The organism is Peribacillus sp. NPDC076916 (assembly GCF_050269675.1).
Classification (GTDB): Bacteria; Bacillota; Bacilli; order Bacillales; family DSM-1321; genus Peribacillus; species Peribacillus aracenensis.
Genome location: NZ_JBNNIU010000003.1, coordinates 117,987 through 136,741 on the forward strand (window position 1 = coordinate 117,987; position 18,755 = coordinate 136,741).

The window sequence follows — 18,755 nt, forward strand, 5'->3', positions numbered from 1 at the left end:
GTATTCCTTAAATGGAAAAATTTGATTTCTATATTAAAATACTATATCATGTATTTGGTAGATAATAGAAAAGGAGATTTGTAAAAATGAAAAAGGTTGCAAATTTAGGTTTTGCATTAGTATTAGGAGTATCACCATTTTTTAATGACGGGAAATGCTTCGGCCGAAGAAACAAATGAACAATTAACTGAAGAATATCAAGTGAATTGGGACGACGCACGGGAAAATACAGAAGAGTCTGATGATTCAGTTGATTTTGGCGCTTCTAGTAATTCAAATTCAGCAAGAGCATCTAAATGGGGAGACTTAGCGTCAGGAAAAACGGCATTGTCACCTACTACAAAAACCATTACAAGTGAAGGTACTACAAAAGGGAAAATTATTTCTACGGTAGTGTCAGCTACAACAAGTATTAGAAATGCTAATTTATCCCTTACTAAAAATGGATCTAAAAAAATTGCTATTGGTAAATTAACAGCAACATCTGAGGCAGCCTTAGGTCGAAACTCATCATCAAATGTATATACTGGTTTAACCATTCATACTGCAACTAATTCAGGTGTCCTTTATGAGGCAAGAACAACAAAGAGTAATGCCTATTAAAAACTATTAAAATATTTGATTAGCGCTGTAGCGTAATTGCAGCGCTATTTTTTTTAGAAAGGTTTGTTTTAATGCGAAAAATACAGTTTTTAATTTTATTACTGTTATTAATTATATCAGGATGTTCTAATTCATCCGATACTAATTTATACGATGAAAAAGATATACTACAATTGACTTCAAATAATAAGAGTACCATCGTCTCTAAGGACATGGATTTGCTAAATAAATCTGATAAAGTTGCGACATCCAGTACTCCTTTTACTCAAGTCAAAGCATTTATTCCTAATGACGAATATATACAATATGAAAAAGTGCAAGGAGAAGAGTTTCTCTTTTTAAAAATCCCCAAAAATAAATCCTTTATATCTGGTAAAGTAAAGTATGAGAATAACACTAAGGAAAAAGTGGTCATACAAACTTTGTTTTTACAAGGAAATAAAAACGCGCAAATCAAAACAGCTGATTCTAGTAGTTGGAAACCTGCAATGATTTATGATATCCCACCATATTCATCAGTTACTATCAATCTTGATATTAAATGGGATGTAGATGAAATGCAGGAACTTACATTCTTCCCTATTGATCAAACAAGTACTTTGAACCGTTATAATGGAGGTAGTTTAAGTAATTATCGTTTCTTTGTACAGAGTAAAAATATTTCAATGGATAAACAGCTAATAAATGATCAAACTTTTACTTTGGAACAAAAGGAATTGTCAAATCAGCAAAATTTCTATCCAATTCCAACTTGGATAGGCAGTGATAATAAAGAATCAAAGTTAGTTGATAAAAATAATAAATTACTCACAGAGGAGGAAGTTGAAGGTATAAAATTAGCTGCAATTCCTTATAAAACAAAGGTAGATGTACTTTTAATTGATGAATTTGGAAATACCTCTGTATTAGCTGGAAAAATAGATATTGATGAAAATAAGCCAACTTTTGTTCATATAGAACCTAATAAACTAAAGGAAATGTATGAAGATAAAAGTAGGAAGTTTATTTTTATTATTAATAATCGTGAAAAAGAAATACTAGCGGACTTAAAAACTTTAGACTTACAAAAGAAACCTTTTTCTACAAGTTATCAAGGAGTTATCGAATTTTATGATAAGAAAAAATAATTTTTGGTTTTAGGAGGAGGATAATCATCTCTCGTTGGTCTTTTTTTCAAGTTATAATAATATTTGTGCTAATAAGTTCTATGTTCATAGCTGATATATTTAATAAAAATATATCAGTCCCTATGTCATCTAATCAAATTGGTCTACCAGTACCTGCTTATATGACTATTTTATTTATTATAGTAATTATTGGGTGCTTTTACTTAATAACAATATTTCAATTCAAAAAAAAATCGACTATATTATCCCATTCTATTTGGAACAAGATGCATATAATTAGTAGTTTGATTTTTATTATTTCTATTTTTATACTTATGGTGTTAGTGGTAGGTACTCCTTTAGACGAATGGATTCAAAAATGGAGATGGATTTTATATTTAATAATCAATTATTTCTTATTTTTAATATATTGGTTTATACTTTCAATAGTTAATAAATATGGATCTAAAACTATAACTAGACCCCAAAAAATATATTTCTCTTTTTTATGGACTGTTTTACTACTTATACTTGTTATATTTTTTTTACCTGCAATTTAAGAGAGTATACAAAAAAGCTTAGAGTAGATATACATATAAAAAAAATCAGATAATAGAAAACTAGTAGATGAATTAATCGATAATTCTGTTTAAATGTCGAGGAAGCAGAACAGTCTTTAAGTAAGATTAAAGATCTCAAAGCTGAAAATTACTATTGTTATCATGGTGGGACATTCACTTTATAGGATTAAAAAATTTGATTTCCACTCAGGCACCCACTATCCGCGGGCCGTCCGGGAGCCTCCTCGGCACGCTTTGCGCCTGTCGGGTCTCCTTAGGACGCGCTTTTCTAAGCAGGAGTCCCGTACCTTCCGTTCCAATCGACTGGAACGTTTTGTAAAAGACTCGATTTTTCGATTTTTTTCAGTTGAGATATTGTTTTAATATGTCTAATCCTATTTTTAACTCATCAAATGAGTTTGTGGAAGATAGTGCAATACGCAAATGCATATCAGGGGTGGTCTGCCCGCTTTGGAAACGATTGGAATGGAAAACTCGAATGCCGCGCTTTTTCAGATCTGTTTCCAGCTGTAATGCATCGTTATGTCCTTGAATGGGAAGCCAGCGATATAGACTGAGAGGATGTCCAACATCCTTTCTTAAAGGAAAATATTCCGAATAAATATCATTTGCAGTCTTGGCAAGCTGTTTCTTTTGAAAAACAATTTCATGAGCCTTTCCTGATAGGATAAGCTCTGTGATAACCTCTGCATCAAAAGAAGAGGTCTTTACATTTATGTTGAAAATGGCCTGGGAAATTTTATCGCGCAAAGCATCCCCATAGACCATATAGGCAACCCTTAACCCAGAACATATGGACTTAGAGGTGCCGCAAATATAAACGCACTGTTCTGGAAGCAAGTGGTACATAGGCTGCCGGTAATCGGGGATAATCCCTGCCGTCAGAAATGCATGGATATCATCCTCAATCAAAATTAAACGATGCTTGCGGATGACCGCCGCTATTTCTTGCTTTCGAATATCTGACATCATGATTGTGGTTGGATTGTTGCAAGAGGGCATCAGAAAAATGCCGTTAATATTTATTTGACAACACTGCTTTTCAAGTTCGTCTGGCAGCATGCCAAACTGGTCACCGGGAATGGGAACTAACTTAATATGGAACATCTTTGCCAACTCGATGAAGTTCGAATAGGTGTATAAGTCGGTTGCAATTCTATTGCCGGGCTCAAACAAGGCAGCCAAGGCAACTGCTAATGCATTTTGGGCACCGGAAACGATGGCCATATGCTCTTGATCCGCGTGAATGCCGAAAGATTCCATCCAGTTTAGGGCTGCTGTTTTTTGATGTGGAATACCAGTCGGGTCGTTGTAATTCAGCAGCTGCTCCAAATAACTTTTGTTCACAGTTTTTTGAATAGTTTCTGATACAATATCATTGGTTTGCTCAAAAGAAGCCACGAAACCAAGGTCAATGCTGTTTGCCGTTTTATCCACGGAAATGGTTATGGAACGAGTGGCGTTGGGAGCCACAAAGGTTCCGCTTCCCGTAACCGCATATATTAATCCCTTTACCTCGCATATTTTGTAGGAACGGGTAATCGTGGTGAAGTTTAAATCAAGAAAATCTGCCAATTCTCGTTGCGGAGGCAACTTCGTTCCAGGTGCTAAAAAACCATTTGTTATATCTTGTTCAAGTAATGATGCAAGGGATTTATAAAAAGGACGCTTTAATGCTTTCTTATCAGGTTTCCAGGACATTGGATAATTGTCAAATGAATTTACTGGCATGTTTCACCTCTACTAACTTATTCCATACAATCATATCATTTTTTGTATGGAATTCTAATCATGAAACGGGATGATATATATAAGGATATCTATCAATACCCCCATTTTAATGAAATGGGGGTATTTTGTTTAAATTGTAATCCATACAATTAACTTGTTTTTTGTACGGATTTTGTATGTTACGTTTAAATAAATTTAGCCATCAGGATGTGAAATATATGAAGAAAAGAACTCAAATGCTACCTGCATTTCGTGCAGCCTTTCCGTACACAATGCCCATTTTTGCAGGCTTTTTATTTCTAGGCATCGCTTATGGGATCTTTATGAATTCATTAGGTTTCAGTGCGATTTACCCGATATTGATGAGTCTGACAATATTTGCAGGATCAATGGAGTTTGTTGCAGCCAATTTACTGCTTGTCGCATTCAATCCGATTAACGCCCTTTTTCTAACATTAATGGTGAATGCACGGCATTTGTTTTATGGCATTTCCATGCTGGATAAGTATGGGGGGACCGGGAGGAAAAAGCTGTATCTGATTTTTGGGCTTTGTGATGAGTCTTTTTCCATCAATTGTACCGTTGATGTTCCGAAGAATGTAGACAAGGGCTGGTTCATGTTCTTCGTGACACTGCTCAATCATTCCTATTGGGTGATAGGAGCGACGATTGGCGGCATTTTTGGATCCCTTGTCAAGTTCAACACAGAAGGACTAGATTTTGTAATGACGGCCCTCTTTGTAGTCATTTTCATTGAACAATGGATGAAAGAGAAAAACCATCATAGTGCTCTCGCAGGGCTTGGACTGTCAGCGGTCTGTCTTATTATTTTTGGCGGAAGCAATTTCATCATCCCTGCCATGTTTTCAATTTTGGGGGTACTCACCCTACTTAGAAAGCCATTAGAGAAAGTTGAGGTCAAGACCGTATGACAATGGATTTAACACAGCAAATCATTACAATAGCAATGGTTGTTCTAGGCACGATGCTTACAAGGTTTCTTCCATTCATCGTTTTTCCATCAGGTAAACCCACACCGAAGTATGTACAGTATCTCGGTAAAATACTGCCATCTGCGGTAATTGGGCTTTTGGTCATTTATTGTTTAAAGGATGTGAGCTTACAATCCGGAAGTCATGGCCTCCCTGAATTTATGGCGATAGCGGTAGTTGCTCTGCTTCACATTTGGAAGAAAATGATGCTCCTTTCCATAGCGGGGGGAACGATTGTCTACATGATGTTGGTTCAATTGGTTTTTTAAATGGATAATAATCAGCACATCAAACACCGTCACAACACTCCAGTTTATTGAATCAGCTAAACCCGGAGACAAGATGGTGGTTCGTGCAACGGAAATGACAGGATTTTATCGATTAGACGATGGAGGCAGTGTCATACCGTAAGGATCATTATTTTATTGCAATGGTTATTGTTCAGAGCTGTCCTCAATACAGATTTTTTTATAGAGCTTAAGGGGGCTGTTTGACTTTTGTTCAACAATTGGGCTTTAGTAAAGGAATTTTCAATAATGGAACGTTCTTGGAATTAGTTATGGTAAACTAATGGTAATCTTGCGAAAAAAGGTATTGTAGAGAATCATTTACATCGCTTTTATTTTTCGAGAAAATAAAGGTACAATTAATACTTATTTAGCTTATGGATTTTAGACTATAAATTATAATGAGGTAGGAATAAATGATTGCAAAAACAGAAGAGGATTTTAATGGTTTGAAGGAAATTGGCAAAATTGTTGCCTCGATTAGAGATGAATTGGTACAAAGAACAATTCCGGGGATTACGACCAAGGAACTTGATGATGTAGCCGGAGAACTTTTAGAAAAGGCGGGTGCAGTTTCAGCTCCGAAAGGTGAATATGATTTTCCTGGCTATACTTGCATTAGTACTAATGAAGAAGTGGCACATGGTATTCCGGGTCATCGGGTTATTCATGAAGGGGATCTAGTGAATATAGATGTATCTGCTTCAAAGAACGGTTATTTTGCAGATACAGGAATCTCCTTTGTAGTAGGAGAAGGAGAAGAAGTATTAACGAAATTATGCGACGTTGCTAAAAAGGCATTTGAAGCAGGTCTTAAGAAAGCAAAACCCGGTTCCAAAAAAAGCAGAATCGGAAAAGCAGTATTCGAAACAGCGAGACAGCATGGATTCACTGTTATCAAAAACCTTACAGGCCATGGTGTTGGACGTAGAATACACGAAGCACCTGACCATATTTGTAATTATTATGATCCATGGGATAATGATATATTAAAGGAAGGGATGGTTATCGCATTCGAACCATTTATCTCAACCTTTGAAGAAGAAGTATTGCAAGAAGATGACGGTTGGACTTATGCTACGGAAAAAAGCTATGTAGCTCAAGTGGAACATACGATTATCCTTACTAAAAATGGTCCGATTATTGTCACACTTTAATTCAAATTTCGATCGGTGAACCAGCACTTGAATAAGGGAGTTGCTTTAGCAACTCTTTTTCTTATGGAGTTAAAGGGCAGGGAATTATTTGGAAAATATGTTAAGGTAGGGCATTGTTGTTTTGAAAGGCGTTGGAATACGAAAAAACAAAGATTTGCTTTTGGCTATCTGTTACACTTTTACTCTGTGGAATTGTTTCTATGGAAGAATCTTATGGGATGTTAACATTTGTTCTGAACCCAATTGGAGTAATATTAGGTTCTTATTCAAATAACCATTAATAGCTTTCAGAAATTTATTTATGGTCTTTAGTTTTATTCCCGCTGAGGATTTTCTGACACTCCATCAAACGTTCAGGTGCAATGACAGTTAATCAGATCTGTCATATAGGCAGATTTTCCTTATGCAACTAAAGGGGCAGGGTAGCATTCCTGCAGTCTGCATTACAGTTTTTTTGAGGGAAATTCGAACGTTGATTGGAACATAGGGCACGCGCTTTTCCCGCAGGAGTCTCGAACCTTCCGTTCCAATCAACCTTGTTTTAACAGTTAGATAGAATCCTTTTGCCTACAGTCTTTATTGTTTGATGGCCACGTACATTACTTCTGTTTCTCTGATGCTAATTTCAACCCTTTTTGATAATATTGCTTCATTATTTCTTCAGGAACCATGCTTCCGCCAGTCCCCCAAATAATATGTGTACCATTGCTCATCTTTTCCGTTAAATGATGCTTCTGTAAATAATCGATTCCCTCTTTACATAATTTACTTGGTCCTATCATGCCTGCTAGTGCGGAAGGTTCTAAATGGATTCCCTCTGTATCGACCAGTTCCTTTAGCAACTTATACAACTGTTCATCGCTTACCGTATAATTGCCACTTAAAAAGGGTTCCATCGTTTTACCGACAAACCCGGATGGCCTTCCAACAGCAAGTCCATCCGCATCTGTCACATTATCGATGCCAACATCTTGTACAGAAACTTTATCATGTAGTCCAGTCATTAAACCGAGTAGCATGCATGGCGAGTGGGTAGGTTCTGCAAAGAAACAATGAATATGGTCTTGATACAATAATTTCAAACCAAAAGCTACGCCTCCAGGACCACCTCCCACTCCGCATGGAAGGTAAACAAACAGAGGATGATTTTCATCTACAATTATCTCTAGCTCTTCCAATTGCTTTTGCAAACGAGATGCAGCCACTGCATATCCTAAAAATAGGTCGTGGGAATTTTCGTCATCCACAAAATAACATGTCGGGTCACTATCCGCTTGGATACGGCCTTCCTCTACAGCTTTACTATAATCAGCTTCATATTCAATGACATTGACATTTTTGCTTCTAAGCAAATCTTTTTTCCACTGCTTTGCATCAGCTGACATATGAACGGAAACATTAAAACCTAACTTTGCACTGATGATGCCAATACTAAGTCCTAAATTTCCAGTCGAGCCTACTGCGATTGAATATTTTGAGAAAAGGGTTCGGAATCTATCACTATCCAATATCGAATAATCATCTTTAATGGTTAACAATTGATGTTGGAAAGCTAATTCTTCCGCATGTTTGAGAATTTCATAAATCCCGCCTCTTGCTTTGATGGATCCTGATATAGGAAGGTGGCTATCACATTTTAGTAATAATTCTCCTAATATAGGTTGTTGATGATTCTGTTCCAAGGAATGTTTCATGGCAGGAATTCTCACTAAAGGAGATTCTATGATACCGTTCGTCCCTTTTGTTTCAGGGAAAACCTTGGCGATATATGGAGCAAAACGTTTCAACCTTTCCTCTGCATCTCTTACATCTTCTTGAGTAAGGGGGGACTTTTTAATTCCGGTTTGAAATTTTTCGACATTTGGATTGAGCCAAAATACTTCATCCATCGATATGAGCTTCTTTAATAAAGGATATTTGTCTTTCCATGATTGTAATTCTTTGCTTTCAATCTCTTTCATTGGGACCCTCCTCATTTTCTTGTAACAAGTTGTTTGGTGAATTATAATTAAATAAAATTTAATACAGTTTAACACACAATTATCTCAATGTTAATCTATATTAACTTTATTTAAGTGTGATTTAATATGTCGTTAAGGAGTATCAGTAATGGAAAATATAGATATTGGCAAGAAAGTTGAAAAGTATAGAAAAGCTAAAGGATTGAGTAGTAGAGAGTTAGCAAAATTAGCTGAAATTACACCTTCAATGTTAAGCCAGATTGAACGGGGTTTGGCGAATCCTTCTATTCAAACCCTAAAGGTCTTAGCTAAAACCTTGAATGTTCCAACATTTAGTTTTTTTCTTGAAGAAACAATTACGGAGGATTTAATCGTTAGGTCCAGTAAACGTAAGAAAATGATCATTGATCATTTGTCCTATGAATTATTGTCACCTGATTTTACGGGTAATCTAGCAACAGCGATTATGAAAGTTCCTCCAAATATCTCCTCGTCAGAAAGCCCTATAGAACATAGGGGAGAGGAAGTGGCATATATTTTGGAAGGGAAAATCAAGCTGTACTTAGGTGACGAAGAATATATATTGGAAGCTGGTGATAGTGTGAAAATACCGGCAAATTTCAAACATAAATGGGAAAATAATTTTAGTCAGAATGCAGCTGTATTATTTTCAGTTACCCCGCCTGCGTTTTAATAAAAAAATTTTCTTTCACAATTGGGCGCGATTCTTTAATGAGGATCGCTTTTCTTATGGAACTAAAGGGGGAGTTCAGGTATAGAAGGACTATTTCATGAATAATGGCATTATAATAAATGGATAAATATTGAACTGTAGGTCCGGGGCTTCCTTAAAAGTTGCTTGATTTTAATACTTTTGAATCAATTGCATAGTGAGGAGAATTTTATTATGAAAATAAAATGGTTTGGACATTCTGCCTTTTTACTAACATCCGAAAGTGGAACCAAAATTCTTATTGATCCATATCATCGTTTCATCCGTTATCGTATGCCGAGTGTTGAACCTGATATAGTGGCCGTTACACATAATCATTTCGATCACAATAAGATTGAAGCTGCAACAGGTGAATACTTGCTTGTTAATGAGCCGAAGGAATACATCCGCGAAGATGTAAGAATTAGTGGATTTAAGACATTTCATGACAAGGTAAATGGCGAGAAGAGAGGCCCCAATATTTTATATCGTTTCCAAATGGACGGGCTAACTATCTGTCACTGTGGAGATTTAGGGCATATATTATCAGAAGAACAAGTAAATGAAATTGGAAAAGTGGACATTCTCATCATTCCTGTAGGAGGTACATTCACGATTAGTGCAATAGAAGCTGCTCAAGTGATGCGTCAATTGAAATCTACCATTACAATTCCCATGCACTATAGAACGAAGGCATTGTCAGTCGTTGGCCTGATGTTTTCAAAGGTAGATAAGTTTCTTCAGATTTCCGGACAGCGAACAACCGAAGTTGAGACATTGGATATTTCCAAAGAAAATTTGTCAGAATATGCTGGGGTCGTAACCATGCTGTATGAATGAATGGATAAGAAATCCTGTTTCCTTTATTCATTATAAAGGGACAGGTTAGTTCGAAAAGAAAAAGGGAAGATACTAATCATTGATGCTGAATCAATTAAACTTCCTCTTTATGTTATAAGGAGATAGAATATAAATAAAAAGGTGATTACAATTAAAAAAGTAAAAAGTATCCTATTTTTTCTTCTTGGTTCCATATCTCTTTTGATAGGTATTGCAGGAACTGTGTTACCAGTTCTGCCGGGCGGTCCGTTTTACTTATTTGCTGCTTTTTGCTTTGCTAAAAGTTCCAAGAAGATTGAAAACTGGTTCAAAAGCACCTCATTATATGAAAAATACGTTGAAGCATTCCTGCAAAAAAAAGGTATGACTCGGAAAGAGAAAATCAAAATCAATTTAATTGCCGATTTCTTCATCGTAATTTCTGTATTTTATGTGGACATCCTATTAGTGCAAATCTTATTGATAGCACTCGCCCTCTACAAACATTATTATTTCATTAAAAAAATTAAGACAATCGACCCGAACAATACAAAACAAAGAGCTTTTTGAACGGGTCCTTACTTCAATAAGGGAGTTGCTTCGGCAGCTCCTTTCCTATGAAATCAACGGGGCAGGGGGGGAATCAATGCATTCTTGATAAGAAGGCTGCCATTTGGCGGCCTTTTGAATGTAAAAAGTACCCTTAAGGAGGTATTGTCACATAACCATCAAGTTAAAACTCCATAATTACCCCCGAATGAAATTTTTTGGGCTGGATTGTTTTCTTAGCTTGATAGGCACGAGGTTACCGGCAAGTATTTCGCGTAAAGCATATTCTAAGCATATTTCCCCTACCCTAAAGGGCAGGGTAAGTCAAAAAAAATCTTTCCTTGGTGTTTTTATGAATGGACCCAATGAGGCTTGTTATTTCCATTTATTTGCCCAATCTTAAATAACCCACCCGCATACAATAAAACCAGATTACGAGGGTGCAAATGGTTTTATTATAAGGAGTGAATTTGATGGGGAAGGACTCAAAAAGGGATTTATGTAGTGAATTTGCTCGAAAAGTTCGGGAAGCATTCAAAGTCTTAAAAGCTTAAGTTGAATTTTAAATCGGAAGCTAAAATCAGAATGTCTTATGCAACTAACGGGTGGGTAGTTCATAAAGACTCACAAAAATAATCAAAAAAACTGAATCAGAAGAAAATCCATTTTGATCAATCCTTTTCAAAATGGATTTTTTTTACGCTAATATGGGGGAAAGAGGACATTTTGATTAATCTTTATTTTAAAGCTACAGCAATTAAAACATTTCATTAACTTCCCATGATTCGACCATTTGATGCGCCATCCTTGGATCATATCCTTTACCCATCAGATAGGCTATAGCTGCAATTTCCATCATTGCATGAGGGATCGATGTTTTTTGAGCTTCGTTTAAACCATACTGTACCCAAGGGCCAACCTGTGATAATGTTTCTTGTTTGAGATGCTGTGGGTTAGTGTAAGGAGGATACACAATATTACATCCTTTCGAAATATAGTTAAATATCATAATCCTATATTATGCACCTTAACTCATCCCGTGTTCGATAACTCTCTAATTTTATAGATTAAAGTTATGAATCAAAGGATTCCCTTTTTACAACAATAGAGGGAGGTATTTTACAATTATTTCTAATTGAATCATTGTAACTTCCTTGAGAATAAAAATTCACCCTAAAAAACCTAAATCAATTTCAAGCTAAAAGTGAATTTTTTGAAATTGGTTAAACTAGTGGATCGATTGATTCTTCAAAATTTATGAAAATGTTGACAAAGTCCACTAATTACAATAAAGTATTAGTGGATAAAGTCCACTAAAAAAGGAAGTCAACAATGAATATAAGTAAAAATACCATGGCTGATATACGGCAGTTCAATAGATTTTATACGAATATTCTTGGTGTATTGGATAAGCATATTTTGGATACCGGGTATTCTTTCACTGAGGCACGGGTAATTTTAGAAATCGGTTTGATGGAGCAGTGTATAGCAAGCAATTTGGTTGATAAGCTGGAAATTGATCGCAGCTATATGAGCAGAATTATTAGCAAGCTGAGTAAAGATGGACTGGTCATGAAGGAAAACTCGACCTTGGATAACAGGACTAGTTTGATTCGGTTGACCCCTGAAGGGATGACTCTTTTTAACCAGCTTAATGAAAGATCTGATGAACAAATAGTGAGGTTATTCCAAGGATTATCACAAAATGAAATAAAAGAAATCCATGCTTCTATGATGTTCATTCAGAAGAAACTGGATAGTTTGGGGAGAATATAGATGATACGCTTTGAAAATGATTATACAGAAGGTGCTCATGAGCGAATTCTGAAACGATTAATAGAAACCAATGAAGAACAAACACCCGGATATGGAGTGGATGAGCACTGTGAAAAAGCGAGAGCTTACATTCGAAAAGAGTGTGATGCGGCGAATGCAGATATACACTTTTTAGTAGGGGGAACACAAACGAATACAACCATCATCGCTTCAATTTTGCGGCCGCATCAAGGTGCAGTTGCTGCAATTACCGGGCATATCGCGATACATGAAACAGGAGCAATTGAAGCCACTGGTCATAAAGTACTTACCTTGCCGAGTGATGATGGGAAAATTCAAGCTGAACAGGTGAAAGAATTATATGATACTCACTGGAATGATGTGACTCATGAGCATATGGTACAGCCAGGCTTGGTTTACATTTCTAACCCTACGGAAAATGGAACGACTTATAGTAAAACAGAATTGGAAGCATTAAGTAAAGTTTGCCGGGAATGTGGTTTGCCATTGGTATTGGATGGAGCTAGATTAGGATATGGTTTGGCTTCAAAAGACAGCGATTTAACCTTGGCAGATGTTGCAAGGCTATGTGATGTGTTCTATATAGGGGGAACGAAAGTTGGTGCAATGTTTGGTGAAGCGGCTGTTATCATGAATGATGCCCTGAAAAAGGATTTCCGGTATTTTATCAAGCAAAAGGGAGGATTACTGGCTAAAGGGAGACTATTGGGGATCCAGTTTGAAACCTTATTTGAAGATGGCTTATACTATGAAATTTCCAATCATGCCGTCGAACTGTCAATGATGATTCGAGAAGCTTTTGTTGAAAATGGATTTTCATTACGATATGATTCCACATCAAATCAGCAGTTTCCCATTTTGCCTGAAAATGTAGTTTTGGAATTAGGCAAAAAGTATTCATTCTCCTTCTGGGAAAAGGTCGATGCTGTACACAGTGCTGTGAGATTTTGCACCAGTTGGGCTACGAAAAAAGAACATGTTGACATGCTGGTAGAGGATATCAAGGCAATAAAAAGAGAAAAAAAGTGACACGAATAGAATAATAAATGAGTTTAGTTTTTTGTATTGAAATGTATGGGGATACAAGGGAATTAACTTCAATAAGGGAGCTGCATCGGCAGCTCTTTTTTTATGGAGGTAATGCCAGGTTGTTGAGTGATTTTTAAATGAGGTTTGTGATCCGAATAATAAAAAACAACCAGTCATATAACGGGTTGTCTTTTGGCCATTGATTCAATTTAGTTGACAGTAAACATCCATGAAATACCAAATTTATCCTTCAGCGAACCGTGAAGTTTCGCAAAGAATGTTTCATGAAGATCCATATGTATTGATCCATCTTCTTTTAATAGGTTCCATGCCTTTCTGGCTTTTTCCTCCGAGTTAAGTTCCACGCTTACAACCACTTTATCACTATCATTCAATTCGCGTTTTGAATCAGAACCCATAATAAATCCATCTTCTGTTATTCTTAATTGTGAGTATAGAACAAGGTCTTTATCACTCTCTTTAACAGGAAAGTCTGGACTTGAAGGGAGCTCACTATATTTTTGCATCGCAATAAGTTCCCCGCCAAATGCCTCCATATAAAGTTTGAAAGCCTCTTCACATTCTCTGTTAAACATTAAATACGGTTTAATCATTTTCATTCCCCTTTGAATTAAAATTGGATTCCATAGTGATAACTGCTAAAGTATACACGAACATAAGTTCTTTTTTCAAGCGGGAACTTCTAAAACTTACACCTGTATCATTATGTACAAAAATAACATTGTTTTATTCTCCTCGTGCAACATGGTGAAATGGTTTCCATAATTGGAATGTGATCAGCAAAACTTATAATCATCTTCTACAATCGGGTGCGATCCTGGAAAAAGGTTAAGCGTTCATTTAGTACAACAAAACAAGATAACCATCATGGAAATAGAAAAGACCGATTCACCTCCGCTTGCTATTCTAGGTATATTCGAGATAACTAGTTTCTTCATTGGTTTTATTAAAGGCTCTTTTCGTAAAGATTGTTGTTTTTAAAAACTAAACGATTTACGGTTGATTGGAGCGCAAGTGCGAGACCCCTGCGGGAGCAGCGGGACAGGTGAGACCTCACAGGCGTTTACGCCGAGGAGGCTCACTGCCCGCCCCGCTGAAAGCGAGTATAACCACACCGCTTTACTTGGTAAATAGCAACAAAGTATGCGAAAACAGCCTTATTAAAGGGCGCTTTAATGGGGGAACGAAAAAAGCCCGATTTCTTTATATAGAAATTGGGCTTTTTAATATTTGAATTCATTATCATTGTAAATCGGCATTTTTCTGACGTTAACCAAAAATGATCGTCTATTTGGATATCATTTTTTGTAGTCAATTGTCTTGTGGAATTTTTCTTCCTTTAATCATTGATAATAAAGAAAAACTGTGGTAAATTTATATAGTTACACAACTTTGTGTGATTTTTGTATAAATTACCCCTATTTTAATTATACTCTACAAAGTTCTTTTCAGTCAACCCCTATTTTTATTTTTTTAAGGAGTGTTTGATGAATATGGAACTTCACCAGGAGCATGAAAGAACGTGCCGCGCAATTGGTTGATCAGAGAATGATTTGTCTTGGTATTGAGCGATAAATGGGAGGGAAAGAAATGAAACCATATGTATTAGAGTTTCGGGAGATCGATAAAACGCAACTTTTACTCGCCGGAGGAAAAGGAGCGAATTTAGGGGAACTATCGAAGATTCAGGGAATACAAGTACCAGAAGGATTTTGTGTTACGACAGAAGGTTTTCAAAAAGCCCTTGAACAAAACGAGGCCTTCTGCGCATTGGTGGATCAACTATCACGGCTAAAAGTAGAGGACCGAGATCGAATTGGAGAGATCAGCAGGAAGATTCGGAAAATCATCATGGAAGTAGAAATTCCTTCCTATGTAGTGAAGGCTGTTGCTCACCATCTCTCCCTGTTTGGTGATGAACATGCTTATGCAGTGCGTTCTAGTGCGACTGCTGAGGATTTGCCACATGCCTCTTTTGCTGGTCAACAAGACACCTATTTAAATATCATCGGCGTCGATGCCATCATGCAGCATATCAGCAAATGTTGGGCTTCCCTGTTTACGGATCGCGCGGTAATTTACCGTATGCAAAATGGATTTGACCACAGTCAAGTTTATTTATCCGTTATCGTTCAAAGGATGGTCTTCCCACAGGCTTCAGGGATTTTATTTACCGCTGATCCGATTACTTCTAACCGAAAGCTGCTATCGATCGATGCGAGTTTTGGACTTGGAGAAGCATTGGTCTCAGGTTTGGTCACTGCCGATAACTATAAAGTGCAAGAAGAGAAAATCGTCAATAAGAGGATAGCAATCAAAAAATTGGCTATCCATGGACTAAAAGAAGGCGGAACAGAGACCCAGCAGATCGATCCCGATCGGCAAAAGATTCAAACACTTACTGAACAACAAATATTACAACTAGCACGCACAGGAAGACAGATCGAAGCTTACTTTGGCTGCCCGCAAGATATCGAATGGTGTTTGGTTGACGATACATTTTATATTGTCCAGAGCCGGCCAATCACTACTTTGCATCCCATTCCTGAAGCAAATGATCAGGAGAATCACGTGTATGTATCTGTTGGTCATCAACAAATGATGACCGATTCCATGAAACCGCTGGGGTTGTCCTTTTTCCTGTTAACGACTAATGCACCTATGCGTAAAGCGGGTGGAAGGTTATTTGTTGATGTCACACATATGCTGGCTTCACCTGACAGCAGAAAAATGTTATTAGATGGCATGGGACAACACGACCCGCTCATGAAAGCCGCACTCATTACCATAATAGAGCGAGGAGATTTCATAAAATCTTTACCAAATGATAAGGAAGGGCAGGGTTCCGGTAAAAGCAATAAAAGTGTGTCGTCTGCGGATTCTAGGGCACAAATCGAAAGCGACCCGACAATCGTTTCTGATTTGATTAAGAGCAATCAAACATCGATAGAAGAATTAAAACAAAACATCCAAACGAAATCAGGATCGGATTTATTTGATTTTATTCTGGAAGATATCCAGATATTAAAGAAGATTTTATTTGACCCACAAAGTTCAGCTGTGTTTATGGCTGCTATGGATGCTTCATCATGGATCAATGAAAAAATGAACAAGTGGTTAGGTGAAAAAAACGCAGCAGATACGATTTCTCAATCTGTACCAAACAATATTACTTCGGAAATGGGTCTGGCGCTATTGGATATCGCAGATGTGATTCGTCCTTATCCAGAAGTAATTGATTATTTACAACATGTAAAAGATGATAACTTTTTGGATGAACTGGTTAAGTTTGATGGTGGACAGGAAACCCAAGACGCTATCCATGATTATCTCCGCAAATACGGAATGCGATGTACCGGAGAAATCGATATTACTAAAACTCGTTGGAGCGAAAAACCATCTACACTCATCCCTATGATTCTCAGCAATATCAAAAACTTTGAGCCTAATGCCAGCAATCGGAAATTTGAGCAAGGGCGACAGGAAGCTTTGAAAAAAGAACAAGAGTTATTAGAACGATTGAAGCAATTACCGGATGGCGAACAAAAAGCCAAAGAAACAAAACGAATGATCAGTTTAATCCGGAATTTCATCGGTTATCGGGAATATCCAAAATACGGCATGGTTAATCGCTACTTCGTTTATAAGCAGGCTTTACTGAAAGAAGCCGAACAACTCTTACAAGCCAAAGTCATTCGTGAAAAAGAAGATATATACTACCTCACTTTTGAAGAACTTCACGAAGTCGTACGCACAAATCAATTGGATTACCAGATCATCAGCAAACGTAAAGCAGAGTACAAATTATATGAAAAACTAACTCCGCCACGTGTTATCACGTCTGATGGTGAAATCATTGTGGGTGAGTACAAACGAGAAAATCTCCCAGCAGAAGCTATTGTAGGTCTACCTGTTTCTTCCGGAGTTATTGAGGGAAGGGCACGTGTCATCTTAAACATGGAAGATGCGGATTTAGAAGAGGGAGATATATTGGTCACCCCATTTACCGACCCTAGCTGGACACCATTGTTTGTTTCCGTAAAAGGTCTAGTTACCGAGGTTGGTGGACTGATGACTCATGGAGCAGTAATAGCGCGTGAATATGGCTTACCGGCGGTTGTTGGGGTGGAAAATGCCACCAAGATCATAAGAGACGGTCAACGAATCCGCGTGCATGGAACAGAAGGGTATATCGAAATAATATAATTCATTACATGTAAATATAAAAGAAGAACTTTCGCTTTCACCAAAGCCCCATTTCCCGCCTGCAACACCGGGAAATGGGGCTTTTTTATATTTCGATTTTAATAACGTCGTAAATGCGCAGTTATCTATTCAAGTGAAGCTATTTCAGCTTGTTCGAATCTCTTGGAGGGGAACCATCCTGGAAAAAATTTGTTTCCATTTACTCGCGATAGCCTTTGGTGTTGGGCGCACTCTCTCAGCAAGTCACAAAGCCTGCGTTGGAACGTAGGGCACTCGCTTTCCCCGCAGGAGTCTCGTACATTCCGTTCCAATCAACTTTTTAGATATCTTTAAGACAAAGCAAAACGCATGCCCAAGAATTTTGAGCATGCGTGAACTATTATTCCTTTATGATATCCAACTCTTTCAGGGCATCAAGTGTAATCGTTTTGGCTTTGCTTCCGCTGCCGTCCATGTTCGTTGCGAAGGCCCATTTGCCTTTGTCCGTTTCGATGTAACCCACATACCAGCCCAATCCCATATCAGAAAGGCGTGTACCGGTTTTTCCATGGAGGACATATGAGTCTGCCTCTTCATTGATCATGATTCTCTTTACGGTTCTCATATGCTGCTTATCGATAGGCAGTTTTTCCTCTACAAGGTTTTCGATGAATTGGACTTGTTCCCGGGCAGAAATCTTTATGCTGCTGTCGAGCCAGAACTGATCGATACCACCGGAGATATCACGATTGCCGTAATTGATCAGGTTCACATATTTCTGCATGTTTTCCGCCCCGATATCGCGGGCCATTGCTTGATAATACCAGATCACGGAATGCCTCATGGCTGAAGCCAGCGTATGATCTCTGTTCCAATCCTCAAATTCCCTGATTACGCCATCCCAGCGCTTCACTTCATACTCATCGCTCACCGCTTTTGTCTGTAGACCGATTAATGCATTCGCGACTTTGAATGTTGATTCTGGGGTGTAGCGTACTTTACTTCTCTGTTTGTTATAGATATATACTTTATCATTTTTTAAGTTTTGGAGAACCATCGTGCCTTCCGCACCATCGAAAGACTCCCCGATATCCAGTTCTTTCACCTTTTGATCGTTTGCACTTGCTTGAATCGTACCCATGGAACCAGTGACTAGCAGGACAAGAATGAAACATAACGTTTTGATTTTCATTACACACTCTCCTTTAAGGCTGGATTGATACAT

At 37.5% G+C, this 18,755-nt stretch carries 16 protein-coding genes and 1 pseudogene; 12 read left to right on the top strand and 5 right to left on the bottom strand.

What is annotated here, in order from left to right; genetic code table 11:
* The first annotated feature begins 144 nt into the window (after positions 1 to 144).
* From ACQKFG_RS10085 to ACQKFG_RS10095, 3 genes and pseudogenes are all read left to right on the top strand, one after another.
* Positions 145 to 603, top strand: coding sequence for a hypothetical protein (locus tag ACQKFG_RS10085; RefSeq protein WP_427558478.1), 459 nt, complete (start codon positions 145 to 147; stop codon positions 601 to 603).
* Positions 604 to 674: 71 nt separating this feature from the next.
* Positions 675 to 1,730, top strand: a complete 1,056-nt coding sequence (locus tag ACQKFG_RS10090; protein ID WP_427558481.1) for a hypothetical protein — start codon at positions 675 to 677, stop codon at positions 1,728 to 1,730.
* Between the two features lie 622 nt (positions 1,731 to 2,352).
* Positions 2,353 to 2,454, top strand: a pseudogene (locus ACQKFG_RS10095) (MBL fold metallo-hydrolase); the annotation flags it as partial.
* 178 nt (positions 2,455 to 2,632) lie between these two features.
* Here ACQKFG_RS10095 and ACQKFG_RS10100 read toward each other — a convergent pair.
* Positions 2,633 to 4,021 (bottom strand): PLP-dependent aminotransferase family protein, encoded by a 1,389-nt coding sequence (locus tag ACQKFG_RS10100; protein ID WP_427558484.1) that lies wholly within the window; start codon positions 4,019 to 4,021, stop codon positions 2,633 to 2,635.
* Between the two features lie 176 nt (positions 4,022 to 4,197).
* On the opposite strand from ACQKFG_RS10100, the gene azlC reads away from it, so the two are divergent.
* The 3 genes from azlC (at position 4,198) to map (ending at position 6,457) form a co-directional block, all read left to right on the top strand.
* Positions 4,198 to 4,953, top strand: coding sequence for an azaleucine resistance protein AzlC (gene azlC, locus ACQKFG_RS10105; protein ID WP_192206431.1), 756 nt, complete (start codon positions 4,198 to 4,200; stop codon positions 4,951 to 4,953).
* Positions 4,950 to 5,282, top strand: a complete 333-nt coding sequence (locus ACQKFG_RS10110) for a branched-chain amino acid transporter permease (RefSeq protein WP_192206430.1) — start codon at positions 4,950 to 4,952, stop codon at positions 5,280 to 5,282. Before azlC ends, ACQKFG_RS10110 begins: the two co-directional genes overlap by 4 nt.
* Positions 5,283 to 5,716: 434 nt before the next feature.
* The gene (gene map, locus ACQKFG_RS10115) at positions 5,717 to 6,457 is read left to right on the top strand and encodes a type I methionyl aminopeptidase (protein WP_427558488.1); all 741 of its coding nucleotides are present in this window, start codon (positions 5,717 to 5,719) and stop codon (positions 6,455 to 6,457) included.
* Positions 6,458 to 7,056: 599 nt separating this feature from the next.
* Here the strand turns inward: map and ACQKFG_RS10120 are convergent.
* Entirely contained in the window at positions 7,057 to 8,418 is a 1,362-nt protein-coding gene (locus ACQKFG_RS10120; RefSeq protein ID WP_427558491.1) for a D-serine ammonia-lyase, read from the bottom strand.
* A 148-nt stretch (positions 8,419 to 8,566) separates the two neighbouring features.
* On the opposite strand from ACQKFG_RS10120, the gene ACQKFG_RS10125 reads away from it, so the two are divergent.
* The 3 genes from ACQKFG_RS10125 (at position 8,567) to ACQKFG_RS10135 (ending at position 10,519) form a co-directional block, all read left to right on the top strand.
* Complete coding sequence (locus ACQKFG_RS10125; protein WP_342614500.1) at positions 8,567 to 9,112, top strand: cupin domain-containing protein; 546 nt, start codon at positions 8,567 to 8,569, stop codon at positions 9,110 to 9,112.
* A 213-nt stretch (positions 9,113 to 9,325) separates the two neighbouring features.
* Positions 9,326 to 9,970, top strand: coding sequence for an MBL fold metallo-hydrolase (locus ACQKFG_RS10130; protein ID WP_349727574.1), 645 nt, complete (start codon positions 9,326 to 9,328; stop codon positions 9,968 to 9,970).
* 141 nt (positions 9,971 to 10,111) lie between these two features.
* Entirely contained in the window at positions 10,112 to 10,519 is a 408-nt protein-coding gene (locus ACQKFG_RS10135) for a YbaN family protein (protein WP_427558496.1), read from the top strand.
* Between the two features lie 736 nt (positions 10,520 to 11,255).
* On the opposite strand, the gene ACQKFG_RS10140 is transcribed toward ACQKFG_RS10135, so the two are convergent.
* Positions 11,256 to 11,471, bottom strand: a complete 216-nt coding sequence (locus ACQKFG_RS10140) for a hypothetical protein (RefSeq protein ID WP_353872491.1) — start codon at positions 11,469 to 11,471, stop codon at positions 11,256 to 11,258.
* A 359-nt stretch (positions 11,472 to 11,830) separates the two neighbouring features.
* Between ACQKFG_RS10140 and ACQKFG_RS10145 the strand changes: the two genes are divergently transcribed.
* Positions 11,831 to 12,274: a MarR family winged helix-turn-helix transcriptional regulator gene (locus ACQKFG_RS10145; RefSeq protein ID WP_353872490.1), complete on the top strand. Its 444-nt coding sequence runs from the start codon at positions 11,831 to 11,833 to the stop codon at positions 12,272 to 12,274.
* Positions 12,275 to 13,324 (top strand): threonine aldolase family protein, encoded by a 1,050-nt coding sequence (locus ACQKFG_RS10150; protein WP_427558499.1) that lies wholly within the window; start codon positions 12,275 to 12,277, stop codon positions 13,322 to 13,324.
* Positions 13,325 to 13,533: 209 nt separating this feature from the next.
* Here the strand turns inward: ACQKFG_RS10150 and ACQKFG_RS10155 are convergent, their stop codons facing one another.
* Positions 13,534 to 13,938 carry a VOC family protein gene (locus ACQKFG_RS10155; RefSeq protein WP_192206420.1) on the bottom strand — a complete coding sequence of 135 codons (405 nt, stop codon included), beginning with the start codon at positions 13,936 to 13,938 and terminating at the stop codon, positions 13,534 to 13,536.
* Positions 13,939 to 14,935: 997 nt separating this feature from the next.
* Here ACQKFG_RS10155 and ppsA point away from each other — a divergent pair.
* Positions 14,936 to 17,551 (top strand): phosphoenolpyruvate synthase, encoded by a 2,616-nt coding sequence (ppsA, locus tag ACQKFG_RS10160; protein ID WP_427558502.1) that lies wholly within the window; start codon positions 14,936 to 14,938, stop codon positions 17,549 to 17,551.
* 379 nt (positions 17,552 to 17,930) lie between these two features.
* On the opposite strand, the gene blaOXA is transcribed toward ppsA, so the two are convergent.
* On the bottom strand, positions 17,931 to 18,722 hold the full coding sequence (gene blaOXA / locus ACQKFG_RS10165) for a class D beta-lactamase (RefSeq protein WP_427558505.1): 792 nt from the start codon (positions 18,720 to 18,722) through the stop codon (positions 17,931 to 17,933).
* Between the last annotated feature and the right edge of the window lie 33 nt (positions 18,723 to 18,755).

Excerpts from the sequence above, each read along its gene's own strand:
- ACQKFG_RS10085 (WP_427558478.1), top strand. The coding sequence starts at position 145 with ATGACGGGAAATGCTTCGGCCGAAGAAACAAATGAACAATTAACTGAA.
- ACQKFG_RS10090 (WP_427558481.1), top strand. The coding sequence starts at position 675 with ATGCGAAAAATACAGTTTTTAATTTTATTACTGTTATTAATTATATCA.
- ACQKFG_RS10100 (WP_427558484.1), bottom strand. The coding sequence starts at position 4,021 with ATGCCAGTAAATTCATTTGACAATTATCCAATGTCCTGGAAACCTGAT.
- azlC (WP_192206431.1), top strand. The coding sequence starts at position 4,198 with ATGTTACGTTTAAATAAATTTAGCCATCAGGATGTGAAATATATGAAG.
- ACQKFG_RS10110 (WP_192206430.1), top strand. The coding sequence starts at position 4,950 with ATGACAATGGATTTAACACAGCAAATCATTACAATAGCAATGGTTGTT.
- map (WP_427558488.1), top strand. The coding sequence starts at position 5,717 with ATGATTGCAAAAACAGAAGAGGATTTTAATGGTTTGAAGGAAATTGGC.
- ACQKFG_RS10120 (WP_427558491.1), bottom strand. The coding sequence starts at position 8,418 with ATGAAAGAGATTGAAAGCAAAGAATTACAATCATGGAAAGACAAATAT.
- ACQKFG_RS10125 (WP_342614500.1), top strand. The coding sequence starts at position 8,567 with ATGGAAAATATAGATATTGGCAAGAAAGTTGAAAAGTATAGAAAAGCT.
- ACQKFG_RS10130 (WP_349727574.1), top strand. The coding sequence starts at position 9,326 with ATGAAAATAAAATGGTTTGGACATTCTGCCTTTTTACTAACATCCGAA.
- ACQKFG_RS10145 (WP_353872490.1), top strand. The coding sequence starts at position 11,831 with ATGAATATAAGTAAAAATACCATGGCTGATATACGGCAGTTCAATAGA.
- ACQKFG_RS10150 (WP_427558499.1), top strand. The coding sequence starts at position 12,275 with ATGATACGCTTTGAAAATGATTATACAGAAGGTGCTCATGAGCGAATT.
- ACQKFG_RS10155 (WP_192206420.1), bottom strand. The coding sequence starts at position 13,938 with ATGATTAAACCGTATTTAATGTTTAACAGAGAATGTGAAGAGGCTTTC.
- ppsA (WP_427558502.1), top strand. The coding sequence starts at position 14,936 with ATGAAACCATATGTATTAGAGTTTCGGGAGATCGATAAAACGCAACTT.
- blaOXA (WP_427558505.1), bottom strand. The coding sequence starts at position 18,722 with ATGAAAATCAAAACGTTATGTTTCATTCTTGTCCTGCTAGTCACTGGT.